Genomic DNA, 22,982 nt, shown 5'->3' on the forward strand with positions numbered 1-22,982 from the left:
AAAAAACCAATGAGGGTAATAAATAATGATGAAGCGCAAAATCCTGGCAGCGGTGATCCCTGCCCTGCTGGCTGCTGCAACCGCAAACGCAGCAGAAATTTATAATAAAGATGGTAATAAGCTGGATCTGTACGGTAAAGCCGTGGGTCGTCACGTATGGACAACGACCGGCGATAGTAAAAATGCCGACCAGACTTATGCCCAGATTGGTTTTAAAGGGGAAACGCAGATTAACACAGATCTGACCGGTTTCGGTCAGTGGGAATACCGTACTAAAGCAGACCGCGCTGAAGGCGAACAGCAGAACTCGAATCTGGTACGTCTGGCTTTCGCGGGTTTGAAATACGCGGAAGTGGGTTCAATCGATTATGGTCGTAACTACGGTATCGTTTACGATGTTGAATCCTATACCGATATGGCCCCCTACTTCTCCGGCGAAACCTGGGGCGGCGCCTATACTGATAACTACATGACCAGCCGTGCTGGCGGTTTGTTGACCTACCGTAACTCTGACTTCTTTGGTCTGGTGGACGGTCTCTCTTTCGGTATCCAGTATCAGGGTAAAAATCAGGACAACCACAGCATTAACTCTCAGAATGGCGATGGCGTAGGTTACACCATGGCATATGAGTTCGACGGCTTTGGCGTCACCGCAGCGTACAGCAACAGCAAGCGTACTAACGATCAGCAGGATCGCGATGGTAATGGCGATCGCGCAGAGTCATGGGCCGTTGGCGCGAAATATGATGCAAACAACGTCTACCTGGCTGCCGTATATGCTGAAACCCGCAATATGAGCATTGTTGAAAATACGGTTACCGATACCGTGGAAATGGCAAACAAAACGCAGAACCTGGAAGTGGTCGCTCAGTACCAGTTTGACTTCGGCCTGCGTCCGGCAATCTCGTATGTGCAGAGTAAAGGTAAGCAGTTGAACGGCGCCGACGGCTCGGCCGATCTGGCGAAATATATTCAGGCGGGCGCGACTTACTACTTCAACAAAAACATGAACGTATGGGTTGACTACCGTTTCAACCTGCTGGACGAAAACGACTACAGCTCCAGCTACGTTGGCACCGACGATCAGGCGGCTGTCGGTATTACTTACCAGTTCTGATCAGCAGACCCCTTTGTTTTATGCCTCAAAAACAGGACTTCGGTCCTGTTTTTTTATCTCTCTTAGAGAAAATGTGCGTCTTTCAAAAACAGGCGGGCTTTTTAGCGCTAACGGTTGGCATTTTGTAAATCTGCCGTTAACCTGATAGCGGATTTCCCTTCTGTAACTATAATGGAACCTCGTCATGTTTGAGAACATAACCGCCGCTCCTGCCGACCCGATTTTGGGCCTGGCCGATCTGTTTCGCGCCGATGACCGTCCAGGGAAAATTAACCTTGGCATTGGCGTATATAAAGATGAAACCGGCAAAACACCGGTGCTCACCAGCGTTAAAAAAGCCGAGCAGTATTTACTGGAAAATGAAACGACGAAAAACTATCTCGGCATTGACGGGATTCCGGAATTTGCTCGCTGCACTCAGGAACTGCTGTTCGGCAAAGGCAGCGCGCTGATTAACGATAAGCGCGCACGCACGGCGCAAACGCCGGGCGGTACCGGCGCGTTACGCATTGCCGCCGACTTTTTAGCAAAAAATACTCCGGTAAAACGGGTGTGGGTGAGCAACCCCAGCTGGCCGAACCACAAAAGCGTGTTTAACGCTGCCGGCCTGGAAGTTCGGGAGTACGCTTACTACGATGCGGAAAATCACACGCTGGATTTTGAAGCGCTACAAGCCAGCCTGAGCGAAGCACAGGCCGGCGATGTGGTTCTGTTCCACGGTTGCTGTCATAACCCAACCGGCATTGACCCTACTCTGGAACAGTGGCAGGTTCTGGCTGAGCTTTCCGTTGAAAAAGGGTGGCTGCCGCTATTCGATTTCGCTTACCAGGGCTTTGCCCGCGGCCTGGAAGAAGATGCGGAAGGTCTGCGCGCCTTTGCCGCGCTGCATAAAGAGCTCATTGTCGCCAGCTCCTACTCCAAAAACTTCGGCTTATATAATGAGCGCGTCGGCGCCTGCACCCTCGTGGCTGCCGATGCGGAAACCGTGGATCGCGCTTTTAGCCAGATGAAATCCGCCATTCGCGCTAACTACTCCAACCCGCCAGCGCACGGCGCGTCCATCGTCGCGACTATCCTGAGTAATGACGCCCTGCGCGCTATCTGGGAACAGGAACTGACGGACATGCGCCAGCGTATTCAGCGTATGCGTCAACTGTTCGTGAATACCTTGCAGGAAAAAGGCGCGAACCGTGACTTCAGCTTTATTATCAAGCAGAACGGGATGTTCTCATTCAGCGGTCTGACCAAAGATCAGGTGCTGCGTCTGCGTGAAGAGTTTGGCGTTTATGCCGTGGCTTCTGGTCGCGTGAACGTGGCGGGCATGACCCCGGATAATATGGCGCCGCTGTGCGAAGCCATTGTCGCGGTACTATAAAAAGCTGTCGACTGGCGTGACCGATAAAAAAGCCTGCACATTGCAGGCTTTTTCATTCTGCTTACCAGACCGGCATCTCATCTTGCAGGAAGGGATTATGCAGACGCTCGTATCCGAGCGTAGAGAGCGGGCCGTGGCCAGGAATAAAGGTCACATCATCGCCAAGCGGCAATAATTTACGCTTAATGGCGTCAATCAACTGGGTGTGATCGCCGCGAGGAAAATCGCTGCGCCCGACGCCACCTTTGAAAATCACATCGCCGGAGATCAGCAGTTGCGACTGTTCATCAAAGAAAACCACGTGTCCCGGCGTGTGTCCCGGACAATGTAACACCTGTAACGTCACATTCCCTACGCTGACGCGATCGCCGTCGTTCAACCAGCGATCAGGCGTCAGCGGCTGACACTCATCCAGACCAAACATGCGGCTTTGCGCCGGCAGTCCTTGCAGCCAGAACTCATCTTCTTTTTCCGGACCGATAACAGGAACGCCGTAATGCTGCGCCAGTTCACTCGCCGCGCCGACATGATCGAGATGCCCATGCGTGAGTAAAATTTGCATCAACGTCACGCCGCTGGCGTCCACTTCCTGTTTAATTTTTTCCGCGTCGCCGCCCGGATCGACCAGCGCCGCCAGCCGGGTTTGTTCGCACCAGATTAATGAACAGTTCTGGGAGAACGCGGTGACCGGAATAATACGATAGTTCATACTGCTCCTTTGATTAAGCCTCGCTGATTACCAGTGCCGCGCCGGCCCGGTATCAATATGCACAAAGTTACTACGTGGGTAATATCCTACACCACCTGCGCGCATAGATAACGCCGCTTTGCGAATATTGCTCAGCGCCACGCCTTCAATATGAAAATCCATCGCCTGCCCTTTTGTATGGTAGCTTTTTTTCGCTACGCCGCTGCTACGGGCGCGTAATTCATTATTGGTATCAAGAGAACGGTAGCCTGAGATGAGCTGCACAGGTTTACGCGTCCCTAACAGCCCCTGAAGTCGGTAAAGTTGGTCAAACAGGCGGGGATCGATTGATCGGACTTTATTCGCGCGATAGTCACGGAAAAAATGGTTTAACTTTGCTAATTCATCCTGAATGTAGGCTCTTCCATCGAAAAACTCCGCCTTGATTGACTCTCCGGTATGGAGATTGTTTAACGTCAAAATGCGCGGGCGTGGGGTCGAGAGTGTGGCAAACGCTGGCGCGGGCAGGATGGCGGCGCCGAGAGCGACACCACCAAGCGCCAGCAGCTTGCGGCGATTAGCGTCAAATTTGTCCATGATAATCAGGTCTACAGGTCAATGTTATCGTTAATACACTTCTACCTTTAAGCAAACATGATACCGGCTGGCACAGACTTCTGAACGGCCCGGTCGACTTAAAGGTTGTTGTATATGCACTTCTGGCGCACGAAAGGCACCTTAACTGCCGATAAAGCCCGCGTCAAGATGGCCCTCCCCCAGCCACAACGGGGGTCTACAGCGAAACGCCCCGTTGAAGCCAAACATTAGGACAACATATTTACCAGAACTTCTTCATTTACCTGATTAATTGTTCAACCTTTGGCACAATTTGTGCGCTGGATCGCGCTGTGAGATCGTAATTGTAAATATCTGTACGATATTGCATACGTCCATCTGCGCCGACAAACGCGGTCAGATAGTAAAGATTTACTGGAATGTTCTGCCGGATATTGACATACCGCGTGTCGCCTTGCTTCAGGGCGCCAGAGATCCGCGCATCGTTCCAGCCAGCATCCTGCAAGAGCATATTCGCCAGTTCAGAGGCCTTATTGACCCGCACGCAGCCGGAACTTAACGCCCTGGCGTCACGCTGAAAGAGAGTATGGTTAGGCGTATCGTGCAGATAGATAGCATCTGAACTCGGCATATTAAATTTATAACGCCCCAGCGAATTGTGCGCGCCTGGCGCCTGCTGGAAACGGAACGGAAGATTCGATGGCGTAATGGTGGCCCAGTCAACCTGCCACGGATCGATCGCTTCTTTGCTGTTCCAGCCGCGCATCACGGTGTAGCCATGGCGCTCCAGATAGCCTGGGTCATTCCACACCTTCGGTAAAATGTCTTTACGCGCAAGCGTGGGCGGAACGTTCCACGGCGGGTTCACCACCACATTATTCAGCGCGCTGCTCATCATCGGCGTTTTACGATCGGGACGCCCGACGATCACCCTTGAAGCCAGCACCTGGTTGCCATTCTGATAGTAGACCAGCGAATAAGCGGGAATGTTTACCATAATACCGGTAGAGAGTTCCGCCGGCAGCAGGCGTAAACGTTGGATATTCAGTGCCAGTACGCCTGCGCGTTGCGCGGGGGTCATATTAAGCCAGTTACGCGTCGCCGGGCCAATAACGCCATCCGCCCCCAGCCCTTGCCATGCCTGAAAACGCTTTACCGCCTCGACCAGTTCACGATCGTAGGCGCGTGCCGCCGGAGCCGACTTGCTACGGCGGGCCGTTGGTTCGTCGACCGGCTGCGCCACCGATGTTTCGACTACCGCGGCGGAGGGGCTGACGACGGCGCTATCAGCAGTGTTATCGCCGGGTAAGGCTATCTTTGGACCGCCATCCAGCATCCCCGTACGCTGTAATATTTCGCGCAGCGCAGGCACATCGTTACTCCATTGCCCCGGGCGCAGCGTCGCGGTATTGGCCAACTGCGGCCACGGGCGAGAGTCCGCCACCAGCTTCAGTAGCGCGTCATGCATGGGCGCATACTGTGGATGCTGCGGCGCCAGGCTGGCGACAAACATCGGCAACTGGCCCTCTTCCAGCGCGATTTGCCACTGGTTAATCACCGAGACTGGCGGCGTCGCCAATGCGTAAGGTTTGTTGCTATATAACCAGCGCTGGCCTTTGACGGGGATATTCGCAATGAAATGGAGATAGCCCATCATGGCGTCTGACAACACAACATCGCGCGCCATACCGTTTACGGCGGGATCGGTCAACAATGCCACCCAGGCGGTAAACTGCGGCTGGAATCCGGCAATCGCCACCTCCGCCAACTGTTGCTGGAAGACTTTCACCGCATCGCGATTATCCCACATGGGCTTCATGTCGCGCGCGGCATACAGCAATGTCAGCTGGCTCATATAGACCGGCGTATAGCCGGAAGGAAGCTGCGACTGTAAATCAGCCCGGACTTTCTCGGCTGAAACGCCCTCCGGCAGCGGCTGAATCCCGGCCATAATCGCCGTCGCGGCTGATTGCTTCTGCGGCCCAGCCAGATCCGGCGCGGCAACGGCGCTATCGCCAGGTATCATTTCAGGCTCATCGGCCTGCGCATTGAACAGTGGAGCGAATGTTACGGCCAGGCATAAACTGATTGCCGACAGACAACGACCACACATCTTGTTAAGCAACATCCCTTGCCCCCTGTTTTCGTTATCATACTCCGCATGACTGTGCTGCCCGCAGCGCGGGTCAACCGCAACCAATGCTTTTGTTTAGTATGACGAGTCAGCCTGCTCACTCGTCAGGCTTAACTCCAGTATATAAAGTTCGTTACGTTTTTGCCTAACCTAATGTAAAGAAGTTTAAAGAAAATGCACTACCCGGAGAGATTTTTCAGATAAAGAAAAAGGCGGCTTTCGCCGCCCCAGGCTAATGATAAAGCAGAACTTGTTGTGCCGGATGGCGGCGTAACCGACTTATCCGGCCTTGCCTGATAAACGAGGCGCCATCAGGCACGTCATCGTTTCTGCCGTATTTAACTCGCTTCTGAAGGCGTATCTTCCGTTTGCGTACCGGGAAGCGTTTCCGGAAGCTGCGGCGCAAAGCCACGCAGCCCGACAACATGAACATGCTCAGTATTCTGAAACACTTTACGCACCAGTTTATACGTCGTGCCCTTCTCCGGACTGATGTTTTCCGGCGCGGCGATGATGAGCTGCATCTGCAAACGTTCGCATAGTTCAAACAGCGTGGCGATAGAGCGCGCATCCAGACGCGCCGCTTCATCGAGGAACAGCAGGCGACATGGCGAAATATCTTTCCCGCGCAGTCTGCGCGCTTCGTCTTCCCAGCTTTGCACCACCATCACCAGAATTGACATCCCGGTCCCGATAGCTTCCCCCGTTGATAGCGCGCCGGATTCCGCACGCAGCCAGCCGTCGGACCCACGGTTAACTTCAACTTCCATTTCCAGATAGTTACGGTAGTCCAGCAGCTCCTCGCCGATGGTCTGCGGCGTGCGTTGCCCCATATCGATCTGCGGATTCAGGCGCTGGTACAGTTTCGCCAGCGCTTCGGAGAAGGTCAGACGATTGCTGTTAAACAGATCCTGATGCTGCTCCTGCTGTTCTGAAAGCACATCCAGCAAGGTGGCATGCGTTTCACGCACGTTGACGTTTAACCGCACGCTATTCACCTGGCCAAACGAGACGCTTTGCAAACCCTGGTTCAGCATACGGATACGGTTCTGCTCACGCTGGATAGTTTTGCGGATAATGTTTGCCACGCTGCGGGAACTGATCGCCAGCTTTTGCTCACGCGATGTCAGCTCTTCCGTCAGACGGCTCAGTTCAATCTCCATTTGTTCAATGGCTTCAACCGGATCGTCGGTACGAATAATATCCTGACGAATACGTTCGCGCAGATGCTGGTAAACGGCCACAAAGAACTGGATTTTACGTTCCGGGCGTTTCGGATCTTCCGACAGACGCAATACGTCGCGCAGATGTTCGTTATCCGCGACGGCCAGGCGCAGCGCGCCCAACGCCTTATCCGACATGGAGCGCAGTTCATCCGCCGACAGATAAGCCAGCTCACGACGGTGCAGACGGCGTTCCACGCCATTGTCTTTCACCATCCGCATGACTGCGCACCAGCCAGCTTTCGCGGTCACGACCTGCTCGCGCATTTCATGATAATCACGCTCCAGCTTGCGCAGCTTACGGGTCAGGTTCTCCATCTCCGCTTCGCAGAAGGTGAGCGCTTTCTCAAGCTGATTGCGACGCGAACGGTTATTGCTCAACTGAGCGTGCAGTTCATCCCGACGCTGGCGGGCGCGCTCTTCCGCCCCGCTGTCGGCGCGAACGCCAATATCCTGTAATTCGCGCTGCAAATCGTTAAGCAGCTCTTTTTTCGTGTCGTAAGAGCTTTTTAGCGAGGCCAGAACCTGGCTGTACTGACTTAACTGCGCGGCATGGCTGCGCAGCGCTTCGCGGGCGCGGGTACGCTCGGCTTCCGCCTGCTCCAGCCGCTGGCGCAGCTTTTCGTTGAGATCGCTGTTGCCGCTCAGCATTTCCGCCGAGTCGGAATAGCTGAAATGCGCCCGACGTTCGACAACTTCAGCCAGAGCAAAAGCCTGCTGGCGCGCGTCGCGCTGCATTTGCTGCGACCATGCATAGTCTTCTTTTAATTGCTCAAACTGTTCCGGATCGCTTTGCAGAACGGAAACTACTGGCTCCAGTTTGGCTAACTGGTTGCCATATTGCTGCACAAATCGCGCCGCTTCCTGCGCCTCATCCAACCGCTCCTGAATTTCATCGACCCGATCGGCCAGCGTTTCATCGGCCAATAAATTCAGCCGCGGCAGCAAACGGTTAAGCGCGGAAACGCCCTCTTTGGCCTGCTCAAACTGAAGGCGCTGCTGCTGGTTGTCGCTTTCATGCGTCGCCAGCGCGCGCTCCAGCTCGACGCGACGCCCGTTCAGTCGGCGAATTTCCGCTTCCGGATCGTCCTCAAAGGCAACAGAAAGGTGGCTACCGATAAAACGGCTGAACGCCTGGTGCAAACGCTGGGTTTTCTGCACGTCAAACGAGAGCGTGGCAAAGCGCTCGGAAAGCACTTCCCGTTCCGCATGGAGACTTTCAATACGGTTCTCGCGCGCCGCACGGCCAAAAATAGGCAGCGACGGGAAACGCGAATAACGCCACTGACGGTCGGCAATTTTCACGACCACCGCCTTTTCCAGCTCGTCAACGCTGAATACGCTGTCATCAAAAGACTGCGGATCGCCTTCGATCAGGTACAGATCTTCCGGGCAGTCGGTCAGACCTTCAAGCTGTTCGGCTATTTGCGATAAATCCGGTACGACGATCGCATGGCGCGACGGGCCATACAGTGCGGAAAAGTACGGCGCATCTTCAAGACTGACATCGTCGTAGATTTCCGACAGCAGTACCCCGCCAAAACGCTCCGCCAGCGCATTCAAACGCTGGTCTTCCGCGCCGCCCGGCTGGCTTAAACGTTCGATCTCTTCATCAACCGCATTTTTACGCGCGCCCACTTCGTCGCGTTCGACAATGGCTTCGCGCTCACGCTCCAGTAGCTGTTGCAGGTATTCGGTCACTTCCTGGCTGGACGTAAACTCCTCGCCGCACTGTTCGCTAAGCTGGTTCAGGCTATTCTGCGCCGCCAGCCAGACAGGAGCGCGTTGCATCAGATGTTGAATACGCGACTGAAGCTGCTCCTGCTCCTGACGCAAGGCCATACGCTGTTCGCTGGCTGACGACACGCTATCAGACAAGGACGCTATGCGGGCTTCCAGCTCCTGATGCAGCGCTTCCAGTTCGTCAATATCAAAATTTTTGCCCTGTCGCTTACAGAACTCAGCCAGCAGACGTTCCGCCTCTTGCTGCTCGCGCAGCCGCTGTTCCAGTTCGCTCAGGCGCATCCGCAACGGCTGTACCTGTTCCGCCAGATGACGCTGGTTCACGCCGTCCCGTAACAGCTCGCGCGCCACATCCCAGGCTTCGCTACGCGCCAGCGGGCCGTTGATCGCCGCTACTAGCTGGTAAGCCTGCTCAAACTGGCTGTGCGCGGTTTGCGCCACGCTCATTTTTTGTTCCAACGACAGCAGTTTTTCCGTAGCTTCCTGCTCTTTTGCCTGGAAAGTATCCAGCCATTCGGCGGCGCTTTCCGGCGTTAGATCCGGCAGATGGCAAAGTTCTTTAGCGCGGGCGAGCGCTGATATCGCCTGGTTATACTGAATCGCGCGCGTTTGCTGTACATCCAGCGCCTGCTGGTAATCCGCAAGCTGGCTTTTGAGTTCATCGACTTCCAGCTCGGCGGCTTCGGCACGCGCTTCATTTTCGTCCTGCATTTCGGCGGCTTCCGCCACCACTTCGTTTTGCTCTTCGAGTCGAATCTGCAGCTCTTCAAGATCCGCTTCGTAGCGTTCAATTTTTTCCTGCTGACGCAGCGCGGTTTGCACCAGATTCAGGTGATCGCTCGCCGCCTGGTAATCCGCCTCAAGAGAACCTTCGGCACCGTTATGTTCGCCCAACTCACGGGCCATATCGACGTGCTTGTACTGCTCCGCCGCCAGCTGCTTGCGCGATGTGTACAGTTCGCGTCGAAACGCCAACGCCTGATCAAGGTGAACCCGACGCTCATTGGAGTGGCGCATATAATCCGCCGCCACATAATCGGTGGCTTCGCTGATCAAATGCTTAAACAAATCGCGATCGGATTGGGTAACACGAATCGCTTCCAGCGTGAGTCGGTTCTCGCGCAGCGCCGCTTCCATATCCTGGAATGCCTTGCGCACGCCGCTGTTTTCCGGCAATAAATAATCGCGTAGCGATCGGGTAATGGCGCTGGAGATCCCGCCGTACAGCGAGGCCTCTATCAAACGATAGAATTTACTACGATCGGAAGCGGAGCGCAGACGACGGGCGATAATCCCTAAGTCAAACATCAGCGAATGATAATCGGTGATGGAGTTAAACTGCTTAAACTGCACGCCTTCCATCTCGTCAAGCTTGTCTTTCAGCTCAGCAAGCGATAGTACGCGCGCCTGACGTTCGTTTAATGTCTCCGTCACCAGTTGTGTCGGCTGTACCGACATCGGCAGCCCCTGGATAGCGAACGGTTTGATGTCCACTTTGCGATCGCGCCCAGCGACCTGCTGCAGACGCACGCCGACCACCACCCGCTGATGGCGGGAATTAATGGTGTCGAGCATGGAGTAACAGACGCCCGCCTTCAGCTTACCGTGCAAACCTTTATCGCGCGAACCGCTGGTGGCGCCGGCTTCCGTGGTGTTACGAAAGTGCAGTAATGTGAGATCCGGGATCAGCGCCGTGACGAACGCCGCCATCGTCGTGGATTTCCCGGCGCCGTTGCCCCCGGATAACGTCGTGACCAGTTCATCCAGGTCAAAAGTGCGAGCAAAAAAACCGTTCCAGTTAATCAGCGTTAGCGAGCGAAATTTACCGCGTTCAATCATTATTCTTCCTCTCCACTGTCCGGCTGATTCTCTTCGGTCTCATCATTAAGTTGCAGATGGTTTTCAATGGGCATCGCTTCCCCGTCGCGGATGAGACGACGCTGCGCCTCGCGAGGATCGTCGCCGGCGCGGACATCCGCGCCAAAGCGGAAGACCGATTCGGTAATGCGGAATTTGCTGCTGTCGTGGCCCATAAACCATACCATGCCCAAACGACGCAGGCGGTTCAAAGAAGAACGCACCTTTTCCTGCAGTTTCTGACGATCAACGTCAGATCCCGTCGAGCGGTTATTCACCAGCTTTAGCAGTTTGGCTTCGTCCGCAAGGGTAAGCAGCTCGTCGTACAACTCTTGCTGAGTAAAGATCCCTTCGTTGGCCAGACGCTCCGGGCTAAGATAGAGGTAGCAGAGAATTTTACCGACCATCATATCCAGTTCGGATAACACCGAGCGCGGGATAAGCGTGGTAGAACGCGGACGCAGGTAGAAGAACCCCTCCGGCGCGCGAATCAGTTCCACGTTATAACGCGCGTAAAACTCTTCCAGGTATTCCTGAAAATCCATCAGAAAGGCATGATTATCCAGTTCGTCCAGCCCGATGTGGCGGCCCGAACGTAATGCGCTATCCAGCGCCGGAAATAACGGATTCGCCAGCGCCTGCGCCAGCTTAACCGGCATCACTTGTTCAATATTTGTCAATGACATGCGCCTGTACCTTGGCTCCGTAATCATTAATCGGCTGCCATTTGGCTGGCAGTCCGGTGAAATCTGCTTGCGCTACGCCAAGACGTACCGCTTGATCGATAACAATACGCGCCACGTCGAAATGACGCGCGCGCGGGTATTGCGCCAGATACTCGCGCACCACCAGCCCAAGATCCAGTGGCGTTTGTCTGGTTTTGTAGATAGCCAGCTGTTCTTCAATGATGGCCGCTAACTGCTCGCGGATCTCGTTAAACTCTTCATATTCCAGATCCGGCGGCAACTCCCCGGTGACTTCATCGTCACGCAACGCCATCTCTTCATCGCGCATATCCAGCAGACGATCGGCATTCGCGTAGGTTAGCGCCCACGGATCGTCAAAATAAGTCTGCACGGACTGGCGCAACCGCTGGGCGAAGACACGGTTTTTATCCATATCGATCGCGGTACGGATAAATTTATGCACGTGACGATCGTAGCCGATCCATAAATCAATAGACTGCTGACCCCAACTGATAATACGGTCGAGTTTACTTTGTAAGTCAAACACCAGCCTGTCGACAAAATGCAGATCGTCGTGCGTCATCGTGGCATCCTGAATGCGCAGCAGGTTAGCCTGTAGCTTATCGCCCGCCGCCTCCAGCGTATCCTGCAACTCGCGCAGCGTACCGGACGTTTCGGAAAGCAGCAGTTCACAGCTGGAAATCGCCGCCCGCCAGTCTTTATTCAGCAGTTGTGCGATATCATCTTTCACCTGCTGCTGCTGTTCATCCATGATGCGCTGGGTGAGATCGATACTGTCGAAAATCTCCGCCACCGAATATTTCAATGGCGCGTAAACGTTGCGATGCCAGTGGAACTCATCGCCACCCTCCGCTGCCGCATCCGCCGCGCGCTTCAATTCGCCGGCCACAATCGACAACTGCATAGAAAGACGCAGCGTAGAGAATTCGCGTTGACGAATGTAGTAATCGGTGATGCCAATCCCGAGCGGGGTTAATCGGTAAATCGCATTGCCTTCCGCCTGCTCGCTGGTAAAGCGGTTCAGCAGACGTTGACGCACCATATCGTTAATCGCGTTGTTCGCGCGCACGCCGATGGTTTCGCTGGTTTGCTCAAACGCATCACTCACATGGCGGAATGCATCCACCAGCTCGCCTTCACTCATCTCGCCGTCAAGGCGTTCGCCGTTCAACGTGGCGACCGCCAGCAGAAAGGAAAGTCTGTCTACCGGCAGCGAGATGGAAAAGTCGTTTTTTCTGGCCCAGGCAACCAGTTCGGGGACTGTCTGGGAAAATTCACTCATAGGTTATCCTTGCATCTGCGGCTAGCGCCGGGCTTTTAATCGCGGTGACATGAATGTAGCGCCCAAGGCTAATATACGGCTCCTGGCGGCAATAACGCGTTTCCAGTTCGACCAGGGTCTCATAACAGTCACGCTGCTGGTGTTTTTCACGCAGATAATCATGAAACACACGCACGCCGGTTTTACCGGTAATCTGCCAGCCAATCGCCTCCAGCCACTGGTACACCTGCGCGGGGTCGCGCGGGTAGTCAGGCGACAGCGTGCGCTTCTTGCGTTTAGGCATCCCCGCCTGCACGTAGTCAAAATTACCCGCCACCATATTGTGCATCAGCAAACCGTTAGCGTTATAGAACATCAACGACAGCGCGCCGCCAGGGCGCAATACTGACCAGAGCGTTTCTAATACGCCGACAGGATCGGCTACCCACTCCAGCACAGCATGAAACAATATCAGATCAACCGGGCTTTCCAAATGCGAAGCGACGTCCTGAGCCGGGCATTGTATAAAATGCATGTCTTTGCTCACACCTTTTGCCTCGGCCGCCTGCCGCGCGCGGGCGATCATTTCGCCAGACAGATCGCATAACGTCACCTGATGGCCGCGTTCCGCCATCTTAATCGCCGTTTGCCCTTCGCCGCCGCCGGCATCCAGCACCCGCAGTTTCCGCCCGCCAATCTCCTCCAGCACGCGATCCAAGTCTTGCCACAGAATGGCTTGCCGCAGTTGCCCTTTGGTCGTGCCGTAAATGTTACGGGAAAACTTTTCAGCAATGTCATCAAAATTGCGATCCTGCATCGGACTCTCCACAGGCTGGCTCAGGCGTTATCTGATAAAACCGCTATTTTGTCACAGCCGCGGCGAGAATGAACCTGTCTGGTGTAATATCACCGTTAATCCTCCGCTATATGGTTAAAAAAGGAACCAAAAAGGATGCTTTTTACGCTAAAGAAAGTGATTGGCGGTATGTTATTGCCGCTTCCGCTGATGTTGCTGATCATTGGCGTCGGCCTGGCGCTGCTCTGGTTTAGCCGCTTTCAGAAGACCGGAAAAGTATTTATCAGCGTAGGTTGGCTGGCGCTATTGCTATTAAGCCTGCAACCCGTTTCCGACCATTTGCTACGTCCGATAGAAAACCGCTACCCTACCTGGCAGGGTCCGCAAAAGGTGGAATATATTGTGGTTCTCGGCGGCGGCTATACCTGGAACCCGCAGTGGGCGCCGAGCTCTAATTTAATTAACAACAGCTTGCCGCGGCTGGCGGAAGGCATCCGGCTGTGGCGCGCGAATCCGGAAGCCAGGCTGATTTTTACCGGCGGCGTAGCAAAAACCAATACGGTAAGCACGGCGGAAGTCGGTGCGCGGGTGGCGCAGTCGCTGGGCGTACCGCGTAGCGATATTATTACGCTGGATAAGCCAAAAGATACGGAAGAAGAAGCCGTCGCCGTTAAGCAGGCCATCGGCGACGCCCCTTTCCTGTTGGTAACCTCCGCCTCGCATTTGCCGCGTGCGATGATTTTCTTTCAGCATGCCGGGCTGAATCCGCTTCCCGCACCGGCGAATCAGTTGGCGATCGATTCGCCGCTCAATCCCTGGGAGCGGGCAATTCCGTCCCCGGTCTGGCTGATGCACAGCGATCGCGCTGGGTATGAAACATTAGGGCGACTTTGGCAATGGCTGAAAGGCATATCAGGCAAGCCAGGGGAGTAATGATTTCGCCGCCAGATCAAAATTGGTACGGTTAAAACGTCCGGTATTGACCAATTGCGCAACCTCGTCCCACAGCACATAGAGCCAACGCCGCCAGATGAAGGACTCCGCCACTGGCGCGCGTTGCAGATAATGCCAAAGCAATCCCTCCGCCAATGGATTATCCATCAGGCGAAACAGTTCGAACTCTCTCGGCGCCCACAGCATCAGCCCGGGGCCGACCATCGCCAGAAGCTGATCGCTACGGGCGTCTTTAAGCATACTGCGCAGGCAGAAGTTGCCATGCACCAGTACGCAGTTGTCGTTAAACCCTTCAAATAACGAAGGAAGACATTCTCTGGTACGAAACAGAATGCGTCTGTCCTGCATCGTCAGACCGGTATTGCTGAACTGATTTAGCGTCGTCCACAGCACCTCCACCCGCTGACGATACCAGGAAGGCCAGATATTCTCCTGAGTATGGTCTACGGCGCCAACGCAACCGCGGCTATCCTGCCGATGCCAGGCTAACAGCCCTTCGACAATCTGATCTTTTAGCTGTTCCCAGCGTTCCGGAGTGCGCGCCGGCGCCTCGACCGGCACACCGCGCAGCCGTTCCAGCAGCAGCACATCCGGACCAGGATGCTCTTCATGCGTCAATACGCCATAGATTACCGGCATCCTCACCGTACCGCTACGCGCCAGCATTGAGGTTTTCCATGCCAGTTGCTGCGCAACGCCGGGAGTGGTAAAGCTTCGCGCCATCAGCGGCATCGGATTTCCCTGGCTGTCATATAATGACCACAATGCGGAATCCGCTTTCTCATTCACGCACTCTATACGGCTAAGTTTTTCACCCAACAAATGACTGAGTTCGGCCCGCAACTGTTCCATTCCAGATTACCCCCATTAGTGCTACTGCTTTAATAATGAGCGTCGTATGGACAGATGTCACCCGTATCAGATCAAGGGAAGAAAAGAAAAATGAGGAAAATCGTAACGGTACGAGAAAGCCGCCACTGATGAGCAGACGTGAGTATTCATCTTTGCGCTACCATACCGCGCTGTTCATGACCGTCTAAGACGATCATGAACAGGATCATGTTAACGCATTTCAGCGCGCACGCGCTCCAGGTCGTCGGCGGTGTCTACGCCCGTGCCGGGCACCGCTTTGGCGACGGCGACATGAATTTTTTCGCCGTACCACAGCACACGGAGTTGCTCCAGCATTTCAATATGTTCCAGCGGGCTGGGTTGCCAGCTCACGTAACGGCGGATAAATCCCGCGCGATAGCCATAAATGCCCAGGTGACGAAGGCAAGTATCCCCTACCGTTTCCAGACTTTTTGCAAAGCGGTCGCGATCCCAGGGAATCGTCGCCCGGGAAAAGTAAAGCGCATAGCCTTCAGCATCCAGCACGACTTTTACCGCATTCGGGTTAAACGCTTCTTCGGCGCTGTGAATCGGCACCGCCAGCGTCGCCATGCCAACCTGGCGCTGCGCCAGATTTTCCGCGACCTGGCGAATAATAACCGCCGGGATCATCGGCTCATCGCCCTGAACGTTCACAATAACGGTATCGTCGCTGAATCCGCACTTCTCTACCACTTCCGCCAACCGTTCGGTGCCGGACTGGTGATCGGCGCGCGTCATGCACACTTCGCCGCCAGCCGCTTCTACCGCACGAGCCACGTCTTCATGATCGGTCGCGACAATAATGCGTTCCGCGCCAGATTCGCGCGCCCGCTCCAGGACATGAACAATCATGGGCTTACCATTAATATCCACTAATGGTTTGCCTGGCAGTCGGGTAGATGAAAAACGGGCCGGAATGATGACGACGAAACTCATGATTTACTCTCATCAGATGTCAGGGCGCGAGCTTCATTTTCCAGCAATACAGGAATGCCGTCGCGTAACGGGAAAGCGAGATTATCCAGTTTGCAAATTAATTCTTGCTGTTCCTGGTTATACCAGAGTTTGCCGTTACATACCGGGCAGGCGATGATTTCAAGCAGACGATGATCCATAGTTCCTCCAGATGGACCGGATTGTGAATCCTTCAATATTAACATAATCGGTTATGGTGCAGGGTCTATTTCCCAGCCATGACGCATGGCGCTAAACAAGCCTGGAGGACATTGTCCCAGCGTCACGCGCGATGCCCGTTGCCAGGCAGCAAACGCGCTAATGGCCTGCCAGATTCCTTTTTGCAGACTAACGCCAGGGCGAATATCGTCCTCCAGATACAGCGAGATAACCTCAAGCACCCCGGTTTTACGGTGCATTTTGGCATCCATTCGCCCGACTAAACGGCCCCGGTATAATAACGGCAGCACAAAATAACCGTACTGGCGCTTCGCCGCGGGCGTATAACATTCCAGCCGATAGTTAAATCCGAAAAGCTGCGCTGCCCGCTTGCGATCCCATACCACAGGATCGAAAGGCGACAGTACTGCGCTATGGGTCGCCTTTAAGGCGTTATTCAGCGCCGGTTCCAGCTGCGAAAGAAGATCGGCATGAAGCCACATCCGCCCCAACGTTTCCACCTCGACCGGAATAATCTGCTGCTGTTCCGCCCGGCTCTCCCGCCATCCCTTCAGGTCAGGACGTTTCAGGCGGTAGTAATCCGCCAGCCACTGTTCACGGAAAATCCCCAGACTGCGCGCGCTATTATCCAGCATCAGGCTTTCCGCCTGCGGCTGTGACAGTCCATCGCGTTCATCATCCCAGTGCGGCATCACACGGGGCGTTAAATCATATACACGTTGAAAATTACGCCGCTCAACAACCATGACTTTTCCGGCGGTAAATAAACCCTCAAGGTGGCGTTTATGTGGTTTCCATTCCCACCAGCCGCTGACGCCTTTCTGCGCATGTTCAAAATCGGCAGAACGCACTGGACCCTGCTCCTGAATATGCCGCACTAGCTGTTCTATTTCTTCCGCGTGCTCATGCATCCATGCCGCGCGATATTTCCAGCCCATCTTTTCCGGCGACAGCATACGATGGCGGATAAGTTTAAAGTCGCGGCGTGGTAAGAAACAGGCCTCATGCGCCCAGTATTCCATTAACTCGCCGCGTCGCAGCGCCTCATCCAGCCAGGCCTGCGGGTACGAACCGAGACGGCTAAACAGCACCAGATAGGGGCTACGTGCGACAACATTGATGGTATCAATTTGCAGCAACGCCATGCGTGAGATGGCGGCAAGAACATCGCCAGGCAGCGCGTTACGGCGCGGCTTTTTCAATAGCCCCTGCGCAGCAAGGTGAAGACAACGGGCCTGGGAAAGAGAAAGGTACGGCAATGACATTCATGACTCCATAAATTCATCACTGCCGCTGCATTGGGGGACGCTAGCGAACCAGCGAGGTGATATGTTGAAGCAACTTATCAGGCTGCTCACCGGACAAACGCGCATCAACCGGTAAGAACCACCAGTTATCTTCGGCAAAAGCACGGCATTTCACCGCGTCTTTTTCCGTCATTACCAGGGTCTGCCCTTCACCGACCAACTCCTGAACGTCAGCAGGGGCGAGCGTTTGATGATCGGCCAGCGGGACGCACTTTTGCGGATGCGCGCCACAGGCTTCCAGCGTGGCGAAAAAGCGCGGCGGATGACCGATGCCCGCCATCGCCACAATATTGCTCAGTTGCGCCACATCGCAACGCGCTCCCGTACGTAAGTTCACCGCCAGTCCAGGCGCTAGCTGCATGGGGATTTCGCCCGCCCGGGCGACGCCGCCATTGACGATAGCGGCGTCTACGGTTTTCAGGCGACTGGCGCGTTCGCGCATAGGACCGGCAGGAAGCCACCAGCCGTTGCCAAAACGGCGCACGCCGTCAATCACCACAATTTCAATATCTCGCGCGAGCCGGTAATGCTGCAACCCATCGTCGGTGATAATAATCTGCACATTATGCGCCGCCAGAATCGCTTTCACCGCCGCGGCGCGTTCAGGCGCTACCGCGACAGGCGCGCCGGTCCGTTGATAAATCAATACCGGTTCATCTCCCGCTTCTGCGGTTGTCGTCTCCGGCGTCAGGAGCAGCGGATAAGCGGCAGCTTTCCCGCCATAGCCGCGGGAAACGACCCCCACGCACACGCCACGCTGTTGCAGCTTTTCCACCAGCCAAATAACTACGGGGGTTTTACCGTTACCGCCAGCCGTAAGATTCCCTACCACAACCACCGGTACCGGCGCTCGCCAGGCGCGTTTAAAACCAAGCTTATAGCTCAGACGAATCGCCCCGCTCACCAGGCCATACAGCCAGGAGAGCGGCAGCAGTAACCGCCATAGCGGGGATTCACCCGACCAGATACGCGCAATCATTGACCAAATTGCATCTTATGCAGCTGGGCGTAAACGCCGTGTTGCGCCAGCAGCTCGCTATGAGTGCCGCGCTCAACGATAATACCGTCTTCGACCACAACGATCTCATCCGCCTGTTCGATGGTGGAGAGACGGTGTGCAATCACCAGAGAGGTACGGTTTTTCTGCAGCTCATCCAACGCTGCCTGAATCGCACGCTCAGATTCGGTATCCAGCGCGGACGTAGCTTCATCAAGGATCAGAATCGGGCTGTCGCGCAGTAAGGCGCGGGCAATTGCGATACGCTGGCGTTGACCGCCGGAAAGCAGTACGCCGTTTTCGCCGATGATGGTATCCAGGCCATTATCCATCTTGTTGATAAAGTCCATGGCATAGGCCATGCGCGCCGCCTCTTCAATCTGCTCGCGGCTATATTCTTCCGTCCGGGCATAAGCAATGTTATTGGCGACCGTGTCGTTAAACAGATGCACGTTTTGCGAAACCAGCGCCACCTGATTACGTAGAGAGGCCAGAGTGTATTCGCGTAGATCGTGACCATCCATCAGGATGTGTCCTTCATCAATATCGTAGAAACGGGTGATCAGACTGGCGATAGTTGATTTACCCGATCCGGAACGCCCCACCAGCGCCACGGTTTTCCCGGCAGGAATTTTCAAATTGATGTTACGCAATGCCGGCACTTCACGGCCCGGGTAAGTAAACGTCACATTGCGGAATTCGAGATCGCCGGTCGCGCGGTCAATGACACGTTTACCTTCATCTTTCTCCTGTTCGCTATCCAGAATCGCAAACAACGTCTGACAAGCCGCCATCCCACGCTGGAACTGCGCGTTAACGTTTGTCAGCGATTTTAATGGACGCATCAGCGCGATCATGGAGGAGAACACCACGGTGATGGTCCCAGCCGTCAGGCTATCCATTACGCTTGGGAAGCTCGCAGCATAGAGGACAAACGCCAGCGCCAGCGAGGCAATGAGCTGAATGATAGGATCGGAAATTGACGAGGCAGAGACCATTTTCATGCCTTGCAGTCGCATCTTATTGCTGACTTTATCAAAGCGTTTAGTTTCGACTTCCTGACCGCCGAAAATCAGTACCTCTTTGTGTCCTTTCAGCATTTGTTCAGCGCTGGTAGTCACTTGTCCCATCGTGTTCTGCATATTTTTACTGATGCTGCGGAACCGCTTTGAGACAACGCGAATCGCAATCGACACAATCGGCGCTAAAACAACCAGGATGATCGACAGCTGCCAGCTGTAATAGAACATCATGATAAACAATCCGATGATCGATGCCCCTTCACGCACCACGGTAATCAGTGCGCCAGATGAAGAAGAGGCAACCTGTTCTGAATCGTAAGTAATACGCGACAGCAGCGTACCGGTAGACTGTTTATCAAAGAAGGCGACGGGCATTCCCATCATATGGCCAAACAGGCGACGGCGCATGGTCATTACCACCTTGCCTGACACCCATGAAATACAGTAGCTGGAGATATAGCTAGTGATGCCTCGTAATATCATCAGCCCAATAACCACCAGCGGCATCCACAGCAACACTGAGCGATCCGTTTTACCGAAACCATCATCCAGTAATGGCTTGAGGAGCGATAGCATGAAGGTATCGCTGGCTGCGTTGAGAATTAACGCTATGCCCGCCACGATCAGACCTGCTTTAAAAGGCGCTATGGTTGGCCACAGTCGGCGGAAGGTCTGCCACGTAGAGAGATCTTTATCGTTATGCATTCAAAAAACCAGCATTTGTTGAAATAGCCGCATATTCTACCCGTTATCCTCGGACACGCCAAACCACTGATGATACCAGCGAGGTAAAATTTGATCCCGTAAGCCTTGTATGCGCCAGCCCTGCGGAGAAAACAGCAGCGAAATTTGCCCCTGGTGGGGTGTATCAAACCACTGATACGCCTGCTGTCGGTAGCGCTGTTTTACCTTGCGGGACGGCAGCCGCCATGCGTTATAGCGCGATGCGGACGCCAGCGCCGCTTCACCATGTACGCGCTGAATAAATGGTAGCGACGACGACGTATTACTACCATGATGCGGCACCTGGATAAACGTCGCCGCAAGATGTCGCCAGTAACGACTTAGCATTTTTTGTTCAGCGCCCGCTTCGATATCGCCCGTGAGCAGGATGCTATGTACACCGTCATCCACTTTGACCACACAAGAACGGTTATTTCCTCGATCGGCACTTTCGCGTAACGGCCAGTGCGCCTGAAACGTTAGCCCCTGCCATTGCCACTGCTCGCCACGAAAACAGGGCAAATGTCCCTGCCAGCCTAACGGGCTGCGAATCCACATTGACGGCCAGACCTGCTGTAGCGAACGCAGCCCGCCCCGATGATCCAGATGCTCATGACTCAAAATAACGCCCTCCGGCGTCAGATTATGCCAGCGCAACCAGGGAATAATAACCTGTTGCCCGCTGTCGCCCTCCGGCCATGCCCGACCGGTATCGTAGAGTATTACTTTATCGCCCCTGACGATCGCTATCGCCAGCCCCTGACCGACATCCAGCATATGCACCTGCCATCCGCTGGCGTTTATCGGCCGCCAGAGTGGCCAGCTCATCAACAATAACCCGCATAAACAAACCGCCGGCCAGGTACGCCAGACGTTTAATCGCCACGCGATAAGCGTTAACCAGGGTAAAAGCGTCAGCCACTGCCAACGGTTATCAATATTGACCCAGCCCTGCGGTAAAGCATTCAACAGGTAAAATAGCGCGGCTAACGCGCGATCGGTCAGGTACCATACCCACTCTTCAAGAAAAAACGGCCCGGTTAAATGCAGAATCATTCCCGCCAGGATGAGTGGAACCGTCACAAATGTGACCCAGGGTACGGCAAAAAGATTCGCCAGCATTGCGGTAACGCTTATGCCATGAAAAAGCGCCACCTGGAGAGGCAAAAGCAGAAGTGTAATGCCTGCCTGTAGGTGAAGCAGGTTAAGCAACCAGCGTAAGCCTCGTGGAAAATTTCCGTTTGGCGCAGGAAACCACTGATACCAGAATAACAGGCCGGCAACCGCAAATGCTGACAGCCAAAGACTTTGTGATATAACCGCCACAGGATCGGCGAAAATAATCGCGGCCAGACAGCAGCACCAGACTTGCCAGCCGCTCCACTGTCGTCCGCTTAATTTTAATCCTCCCCAGACGCTCAGCGCCGCCACCGTGCGCAGCGCAGGCGGTTGTAAGCCGGTAAGCCAGGCATAACATATCGCGCAAAGAATGCCGCCCAGCAATGGCGTCTGCCAACGAATCCATCTGACCGGCAAAAAGAATTGTCCGCCACGGATTAATCCGGCAGCCAATAACGCAGCAAAAGCGATATGCAGGCCGGAAATCGCCATCAAATGGGCAGTCCCCGTATCGCGCATAACGGCCTTCACCTCCTGCGACACCGCTCCCCGCTCCCCCATTCCCAACGCCAGAATAACCTGCTGCCACGGATAAGGCGCAAGCGTAGCGCGAAGCGAAGCAAGATAGCGCCCACGCAAGCTACACTCAGGGTTAATCGCTTTAGCCTGTAGGAAACGCCCGGTCAACGGTTGGTGCTGCGCTAGCGCGTAACGCTGGCTATCAAAACCGCCTTCGTTAAGCTGTCCGTGTACCGCTCTGACCTTCAGCGTCATCGCCCACTGTTGCCCGGCACACACTTCCGTGGGTAAGTACTGGCCATGCAGGACAATCCCTACAGCAGGAAAGAGCGGCTTTCCGCGCAAATGGGTGATTCGCCCATAATGAGTGGTCATATGATCGGTGGCAGTAATGACGACTGTCGCCTCCTGCGTCGCGGCGGGCAGGACGTTTCCCGCCCAGATGGCCTGCCTGGCGGCAAATATCCCCCACATGAAAAAGAGCAAAGTTAATGCCGCGTAGCGCGCATAGTGATGGGGTATGAGGCAAAGCAAACATGCCAGACAAAACAGCACCGCGAGAATCCACGTATCAGGTAATACTGGCAATATCATGAGTGGAAGTATGCCGCATACTACGCATACGCTGACCGTCGTTATCTTCATAGACACCTCCCTGTGCGGGAAAGTGTGCAGGTTCAGGACGCCATTGTCTGGAGGGGATTTTGTGCTATACGGCGCGGATTCCAGGTTTTTTACCTGATAAATGTAAGACGCAGCAAAAAATGCGAAACGTTTTCCAGTTTTCGGTCGAATAGCGTTTGCGCCTGACGGCGTATAAATGAAAAAAGCACCCTGACGGTGCTTTTTTCGGGTTC

17 protein-coding genes are annotated in these 22,982 nt (G+C 54.7%); 3 read left to right on the forward strand and 14 right to left on the reverse strand.

Translation table 11 applies throughout. The features are described from left to right. Positions 1 to 25 precede the first annotated feature (25 nt). Complete coding sequence (gene ompF, locus ABVN44_RS10320; RefSeq protein ID WP_000977709.1) at positions 26 to 1,117, forward strand: porin OmpF; 1,092 nt, start codon at positions 26 to 28, stop codon at positions 1,115 to 1,117. A gap of 184 nt (positions 1,118 to 1,301) precedes the next feature. Continuing rightward, on the forward strand, positions 1,302 to 2,492 hold the full coding sequence (gene aspC, locus ABVN44_RS10325; protein ID WP_000462653.1) for an aspartate transaminase: 1,191 nt from the start codon (positions 1,302 to 1,304) through the stop codon (positions 2,490 to 2,492). A gap of 61 nt (positions 2,493 to 2,553) precedes the next feature. Here the strand turns inward: aspC and ABVN44_RS10330 are convergent, their stop codons facing one another. From ABVN44_RS10330 to cmoM, 7 genes are all read right to left on the reverse strand, one after another. Next, a complete protein-coding gene (locus ABVN44_RS10330; protein WP_001109471.1) occupies positions 2,554 to 3,201 on the reverse strand; it encodes an MBL fold metallo-hydrolase in 648 nt (215 codons plus the stop codon). Positions 3,202 to 3,228: 27 nt separating this feature from the next. Next, positions 3,229 to 3,777 carry a YcbK family protein gene (locus tag ABVN44_RS10335; protein ID WP_000357052.1) on the reverse strand — a complete coding sequence of 183 codons (549 nt, stop codon included), beginning with the start codon at positions 3,775 to 3,777 and terminating at the stop codon, positions 3,229 to 3,231. A gap of 259 nt (positions 3,778 to 4,036) precedes the next feature. Next, entirely contained in the window at positions 4,037 to 5,884 is a 1,848-nt protein-coding gene (gene ldtD, locus ABVN44_RS10340; protein WP_023204241.1) for a L,D-transpeptidase, read from the reverse strand. A gap of 344 nt (positions 5,885 to 6,228) precedes the next feature. Next, on the reverse strand, positions 6,229 to 10,695 hold the full coding sequence (gene mukB, locus ABVN44_RS10345) for a chromosome partition protein MukB (RefSeq protein WP_023231942.1): 4,467 nt from the start codon (positions 10,693 to 10,695) through the stop codon (positions 6,229 to 6,231). Next, a complete protein-coding gene (gene mukE / locus ABVN44_RS10350; RefSeq protein ID WP_000060024.1) occupies positions 10,695 to 11,399 on the reverse strand; it encodes a chromosome partition protein MukE in 705 nt (234 codons plus the stop codon). The genes mukB and mukE overlap by 1 nt, the downstream gene beginning before the upstream one ends. Continuing rightward, positions 11,380 to 12,702, reverse strand: coding sequence for a chromosome partition protein MukF (gene mukF, locus ABVN44_RS10355; protein WP_001288828.1), 1,323 nt, complete (start codon positions 12,700 to 12,702; stop codon positions 11,380 to 11,382). Before mukF ends, mukE begins: the two co-directional genes overlap by 20 nt. Continuing rightward, entirely contained in the window at positions 12,695 to 13,498 is an 804-nt protein-coding gene (cmoM, locus tag ABVN44_RS10360; RefSeq protein WP_001154025.1) for a tRNA uridine 5-oxyacetic acid(34) methyltransferase CmoM, read from the reverse strand. Before cmoM ends, mukF begins: the two co-directional genes overlap by 8 nt. Positions 13,499 to 13,633: 135 nt before the next feature. Between cmoM and elyC the strand changes: the two genes are divergently transcribed. Continuing rightward, the gene (gene elyC / locus ABVN44_RS10365; RefSeq protein ID WP_023231944.1) at positions 13,634 to 14,410 is read left to right on the forward strand and encodes an envelope biogenesis factor ElyC; all 777 of its coding nucleotides are present in this window, start codon (positions 13,634 to 13,636) and stop codon (positions 14,408 to 14,410) included. On the opposite strand, the gene ABVN44_RS10370 is transcribed toward elyC, so the two are convergent. From ABVN44_RS10370 to ABVN44_RS10400, 7 genes are all read right to left on the reverse strand, one after another. Continuing rightward, on the reverse strand, positions 14,390 to 15,283 hold the full coding sequence (locus ABVN44_RS10370; protein WP_000436894.1) for a YcbJ family phosphotransferase: 894 nt from the start codon (positions 15,281 to 15,283) through the stop codon (positions 14,390 to 14,392). The genes elyC and ABVN44_RS10370 overlap by 21 nt on opposite strands. A 210-nt stretch (positions 15,284 to 15,493) precedes the next feature. After that, a complete protein-coding gene (gene kdsB, locus ABVN44_RS10375; protein ID WP_000011576.1) occupies positions 15,494 to 16,240 on the reverse strand; it encodes a 3-deoxy-manno-octulosonate cytidylyltransferase in 747 nt (248 codons plus the stop codon). After that, the gene (gene ycaR / locus ABVN44_RS10380; RefSeq protein ID WP_000350061.1) at positions 16,237 to 16,419 is read right to left on the reverse strand and encodes a protein YcaR; all 183 of its coding nucleotides are present in this window, start codon (positions 16,417 to 16,419) and stop codon (positions 16,237 to 16,239) included. The genes kdsB and ycaR overlap by 4 nt, the downstream gene beginning before the upstream one ends. Before the next feature lie 51 nt (positions 16,420 to 16,470). Further along, complete coding sequence (locus ABVN44_RS10385) at positions 16,471 to 17,703, reverse strand: winged helix-turn-helix domain-containing protein (protein ID WP_023231945.1); 1,233 nt, start codon at positions 17,701 to 17,703, stop codon at positions 16,471 to 16,473. A gap of 43 nt (positions 17,704 to 17,746) precedes the next feature. Continuing rightward, complete coding sequence (gene lpxK, locus ABVN44_RS10390) at positions 17,747 to 18,724, reverse strand: tetraacyldisaccharide 4'-kinase (protein WP_393954263.1); 978 nt, start codon at positions 18,722 to 18,724, stop codon at positions 17,747 to 17,749. Continuing rightward, entirely contained in the window at positions 18,721 to 20,469 is a 1,749-nt protein-coding gene (msbA, locus tag ABVN44_RS10395; protein WP_000551246.1) for a lipid A ABC transporter ATP-binding protein/permease MsbA, read from the reverse strand. The genes lpxK and msbA overlap by 4 nt, the downstream gene beginning before the upstream one ends. 36 nt (positions 20,470 to 20,505) lie before the next feature. Further along, positions 20,506 to 22,770, reverse strand: coding sequence for a ComEC family protein (locus ABVN44_RS10400; RefSeq protein WP_017440917.1), 2,265 nt, complete (start codon positions 22,768 to 22,770; stop codon positions 20,506 to 20,508). Positions 22,771 to 22,982 lie beyond the last annotated feature (212 nt).

The sequence above is a fragment of the Salmonella sp. SJTUF15570 genome, from assembly GCF_043357055.1.
Lineage (GTDB): Bacteria > Pseudomonadota > Gammaproteobacteria > Enterobacterales > Enterobacteriaceae > Salmonella > Salmonella enterica.

Bases quoted from the DNA above. Each gene is read 5' to 3' on its own strand.
- ompF (WP_000977709.1), top strand. From the start codon at position 26: ATGATGAAGCGCAAAATCCTGGCAGCGGTGATCCCTGCCCTGCTGGCT.
- lpxK (WP_393954263.1), bottom strand. From the start codon at position 18,724: ATGATTGCGCGTATCTGGTCGGGTGAATCCCCGCTATGGCGGTTACTG.
- mukB (WP_023231942.1), bottom strand. From the start codon at position 10,695: ATGATTGAACGCGGTAAATTTCGCTCGCTAACGCTGATTAACTGGAAC.
- msbA (WP_000551246.1), bottom strand. From the start codon at position 20,469: ATGCATAACGATAAAGATCTCTCTACGTGGCAGACCTTCCGCCGACTG.
- ldtD (WP_023204241.1), bottom strand. From the start codon at position 5,884: ATGTTGCTTAACAAGATGTGTGGTCGTTGTCTGTCGGCAATCAGTTTA.
- ABVN44_RS10400 (WP_017440917.1), bottom strand. From the start codon at position 22,770: ATGAAGATAACGACGGTCAGCGTATGCGTAGTATGCGGCATACTTCCA.
- ABVN44_RS10370 (WP_000436894.1), bottom strand. From the start codon at position 15,283: ATGGAACAGTTGCGGGCCGAACTCAGTCATTTGTTGGGTGAAAAACTT.
- aspC (WP_000462653.1), top strand. From the start codon at position 1,302: ATGTTTGAGAACATAACCGCCGCTCCTGCCGACCCGATTTTGGGCCTG.
- elyC (WP_023231944.1), top strand. From the start codon at position 13,634: ATGCTTTTTACGCTAAAGAAAGTGATTGGCGGTATGTTATTGCCGCTT.
- mukF (WP_001288828.1), bottom strand. From the start codon at position 12,702: ATGAGTGAATTTTCCCAGACAGTCCCCGAACTGGTTGCCTGGGCCAGA.
- ycaR (WP_000350061.1), bottom strand. From the start codon at position 16,419: ATGGATCATCGTCTGCTTGAAATCATCGCCTGCCCGGTATGTAACGGC.
- ABVN44_RS10385 (WP_023231945.1), bottom strand. From the start codon at position 17,703: ATGTCATTGCCGTACCTTTCTCTTTCCCAGGCCCGTTGTCTTCACCTT.
- cmoM (WP_001154025.1), bottom strand. From the start codon at position 13,498: ATGCAGGATCGCAATTTTGATGACATTGCTGAAAAGTTTTCCCGTAAC.
- mukE (WP_000060024.1), bottom strand. From the start codon at position 11,399: ATGTCATTGACAAATATTGAACAAGTGATGCCGGTTAAGCTGGCGCAG.
- kdsB (WP_000011576.1), bottom strand. From the start codon at position 16,240: ATGAGTTTCGTCGTCATCATTCCGGCCCGTTTTTCATCTACCCGACTG.
- ABVN44_RS10330 (WP_001109471.1), bottom strand. From the start codon at position 3,201: ATGAACTATCGTATTATTCCGGTCACCGCGTTCTCCCAGAACTGTTCA.
- ABVN44_RS10335 (WP_000357052.1), bottom strand. From the start codon at position 3,777: ATGGACAAATTTGACGCTAATCGCCGCAAGCTGCTGGCGCTTGGTGGT.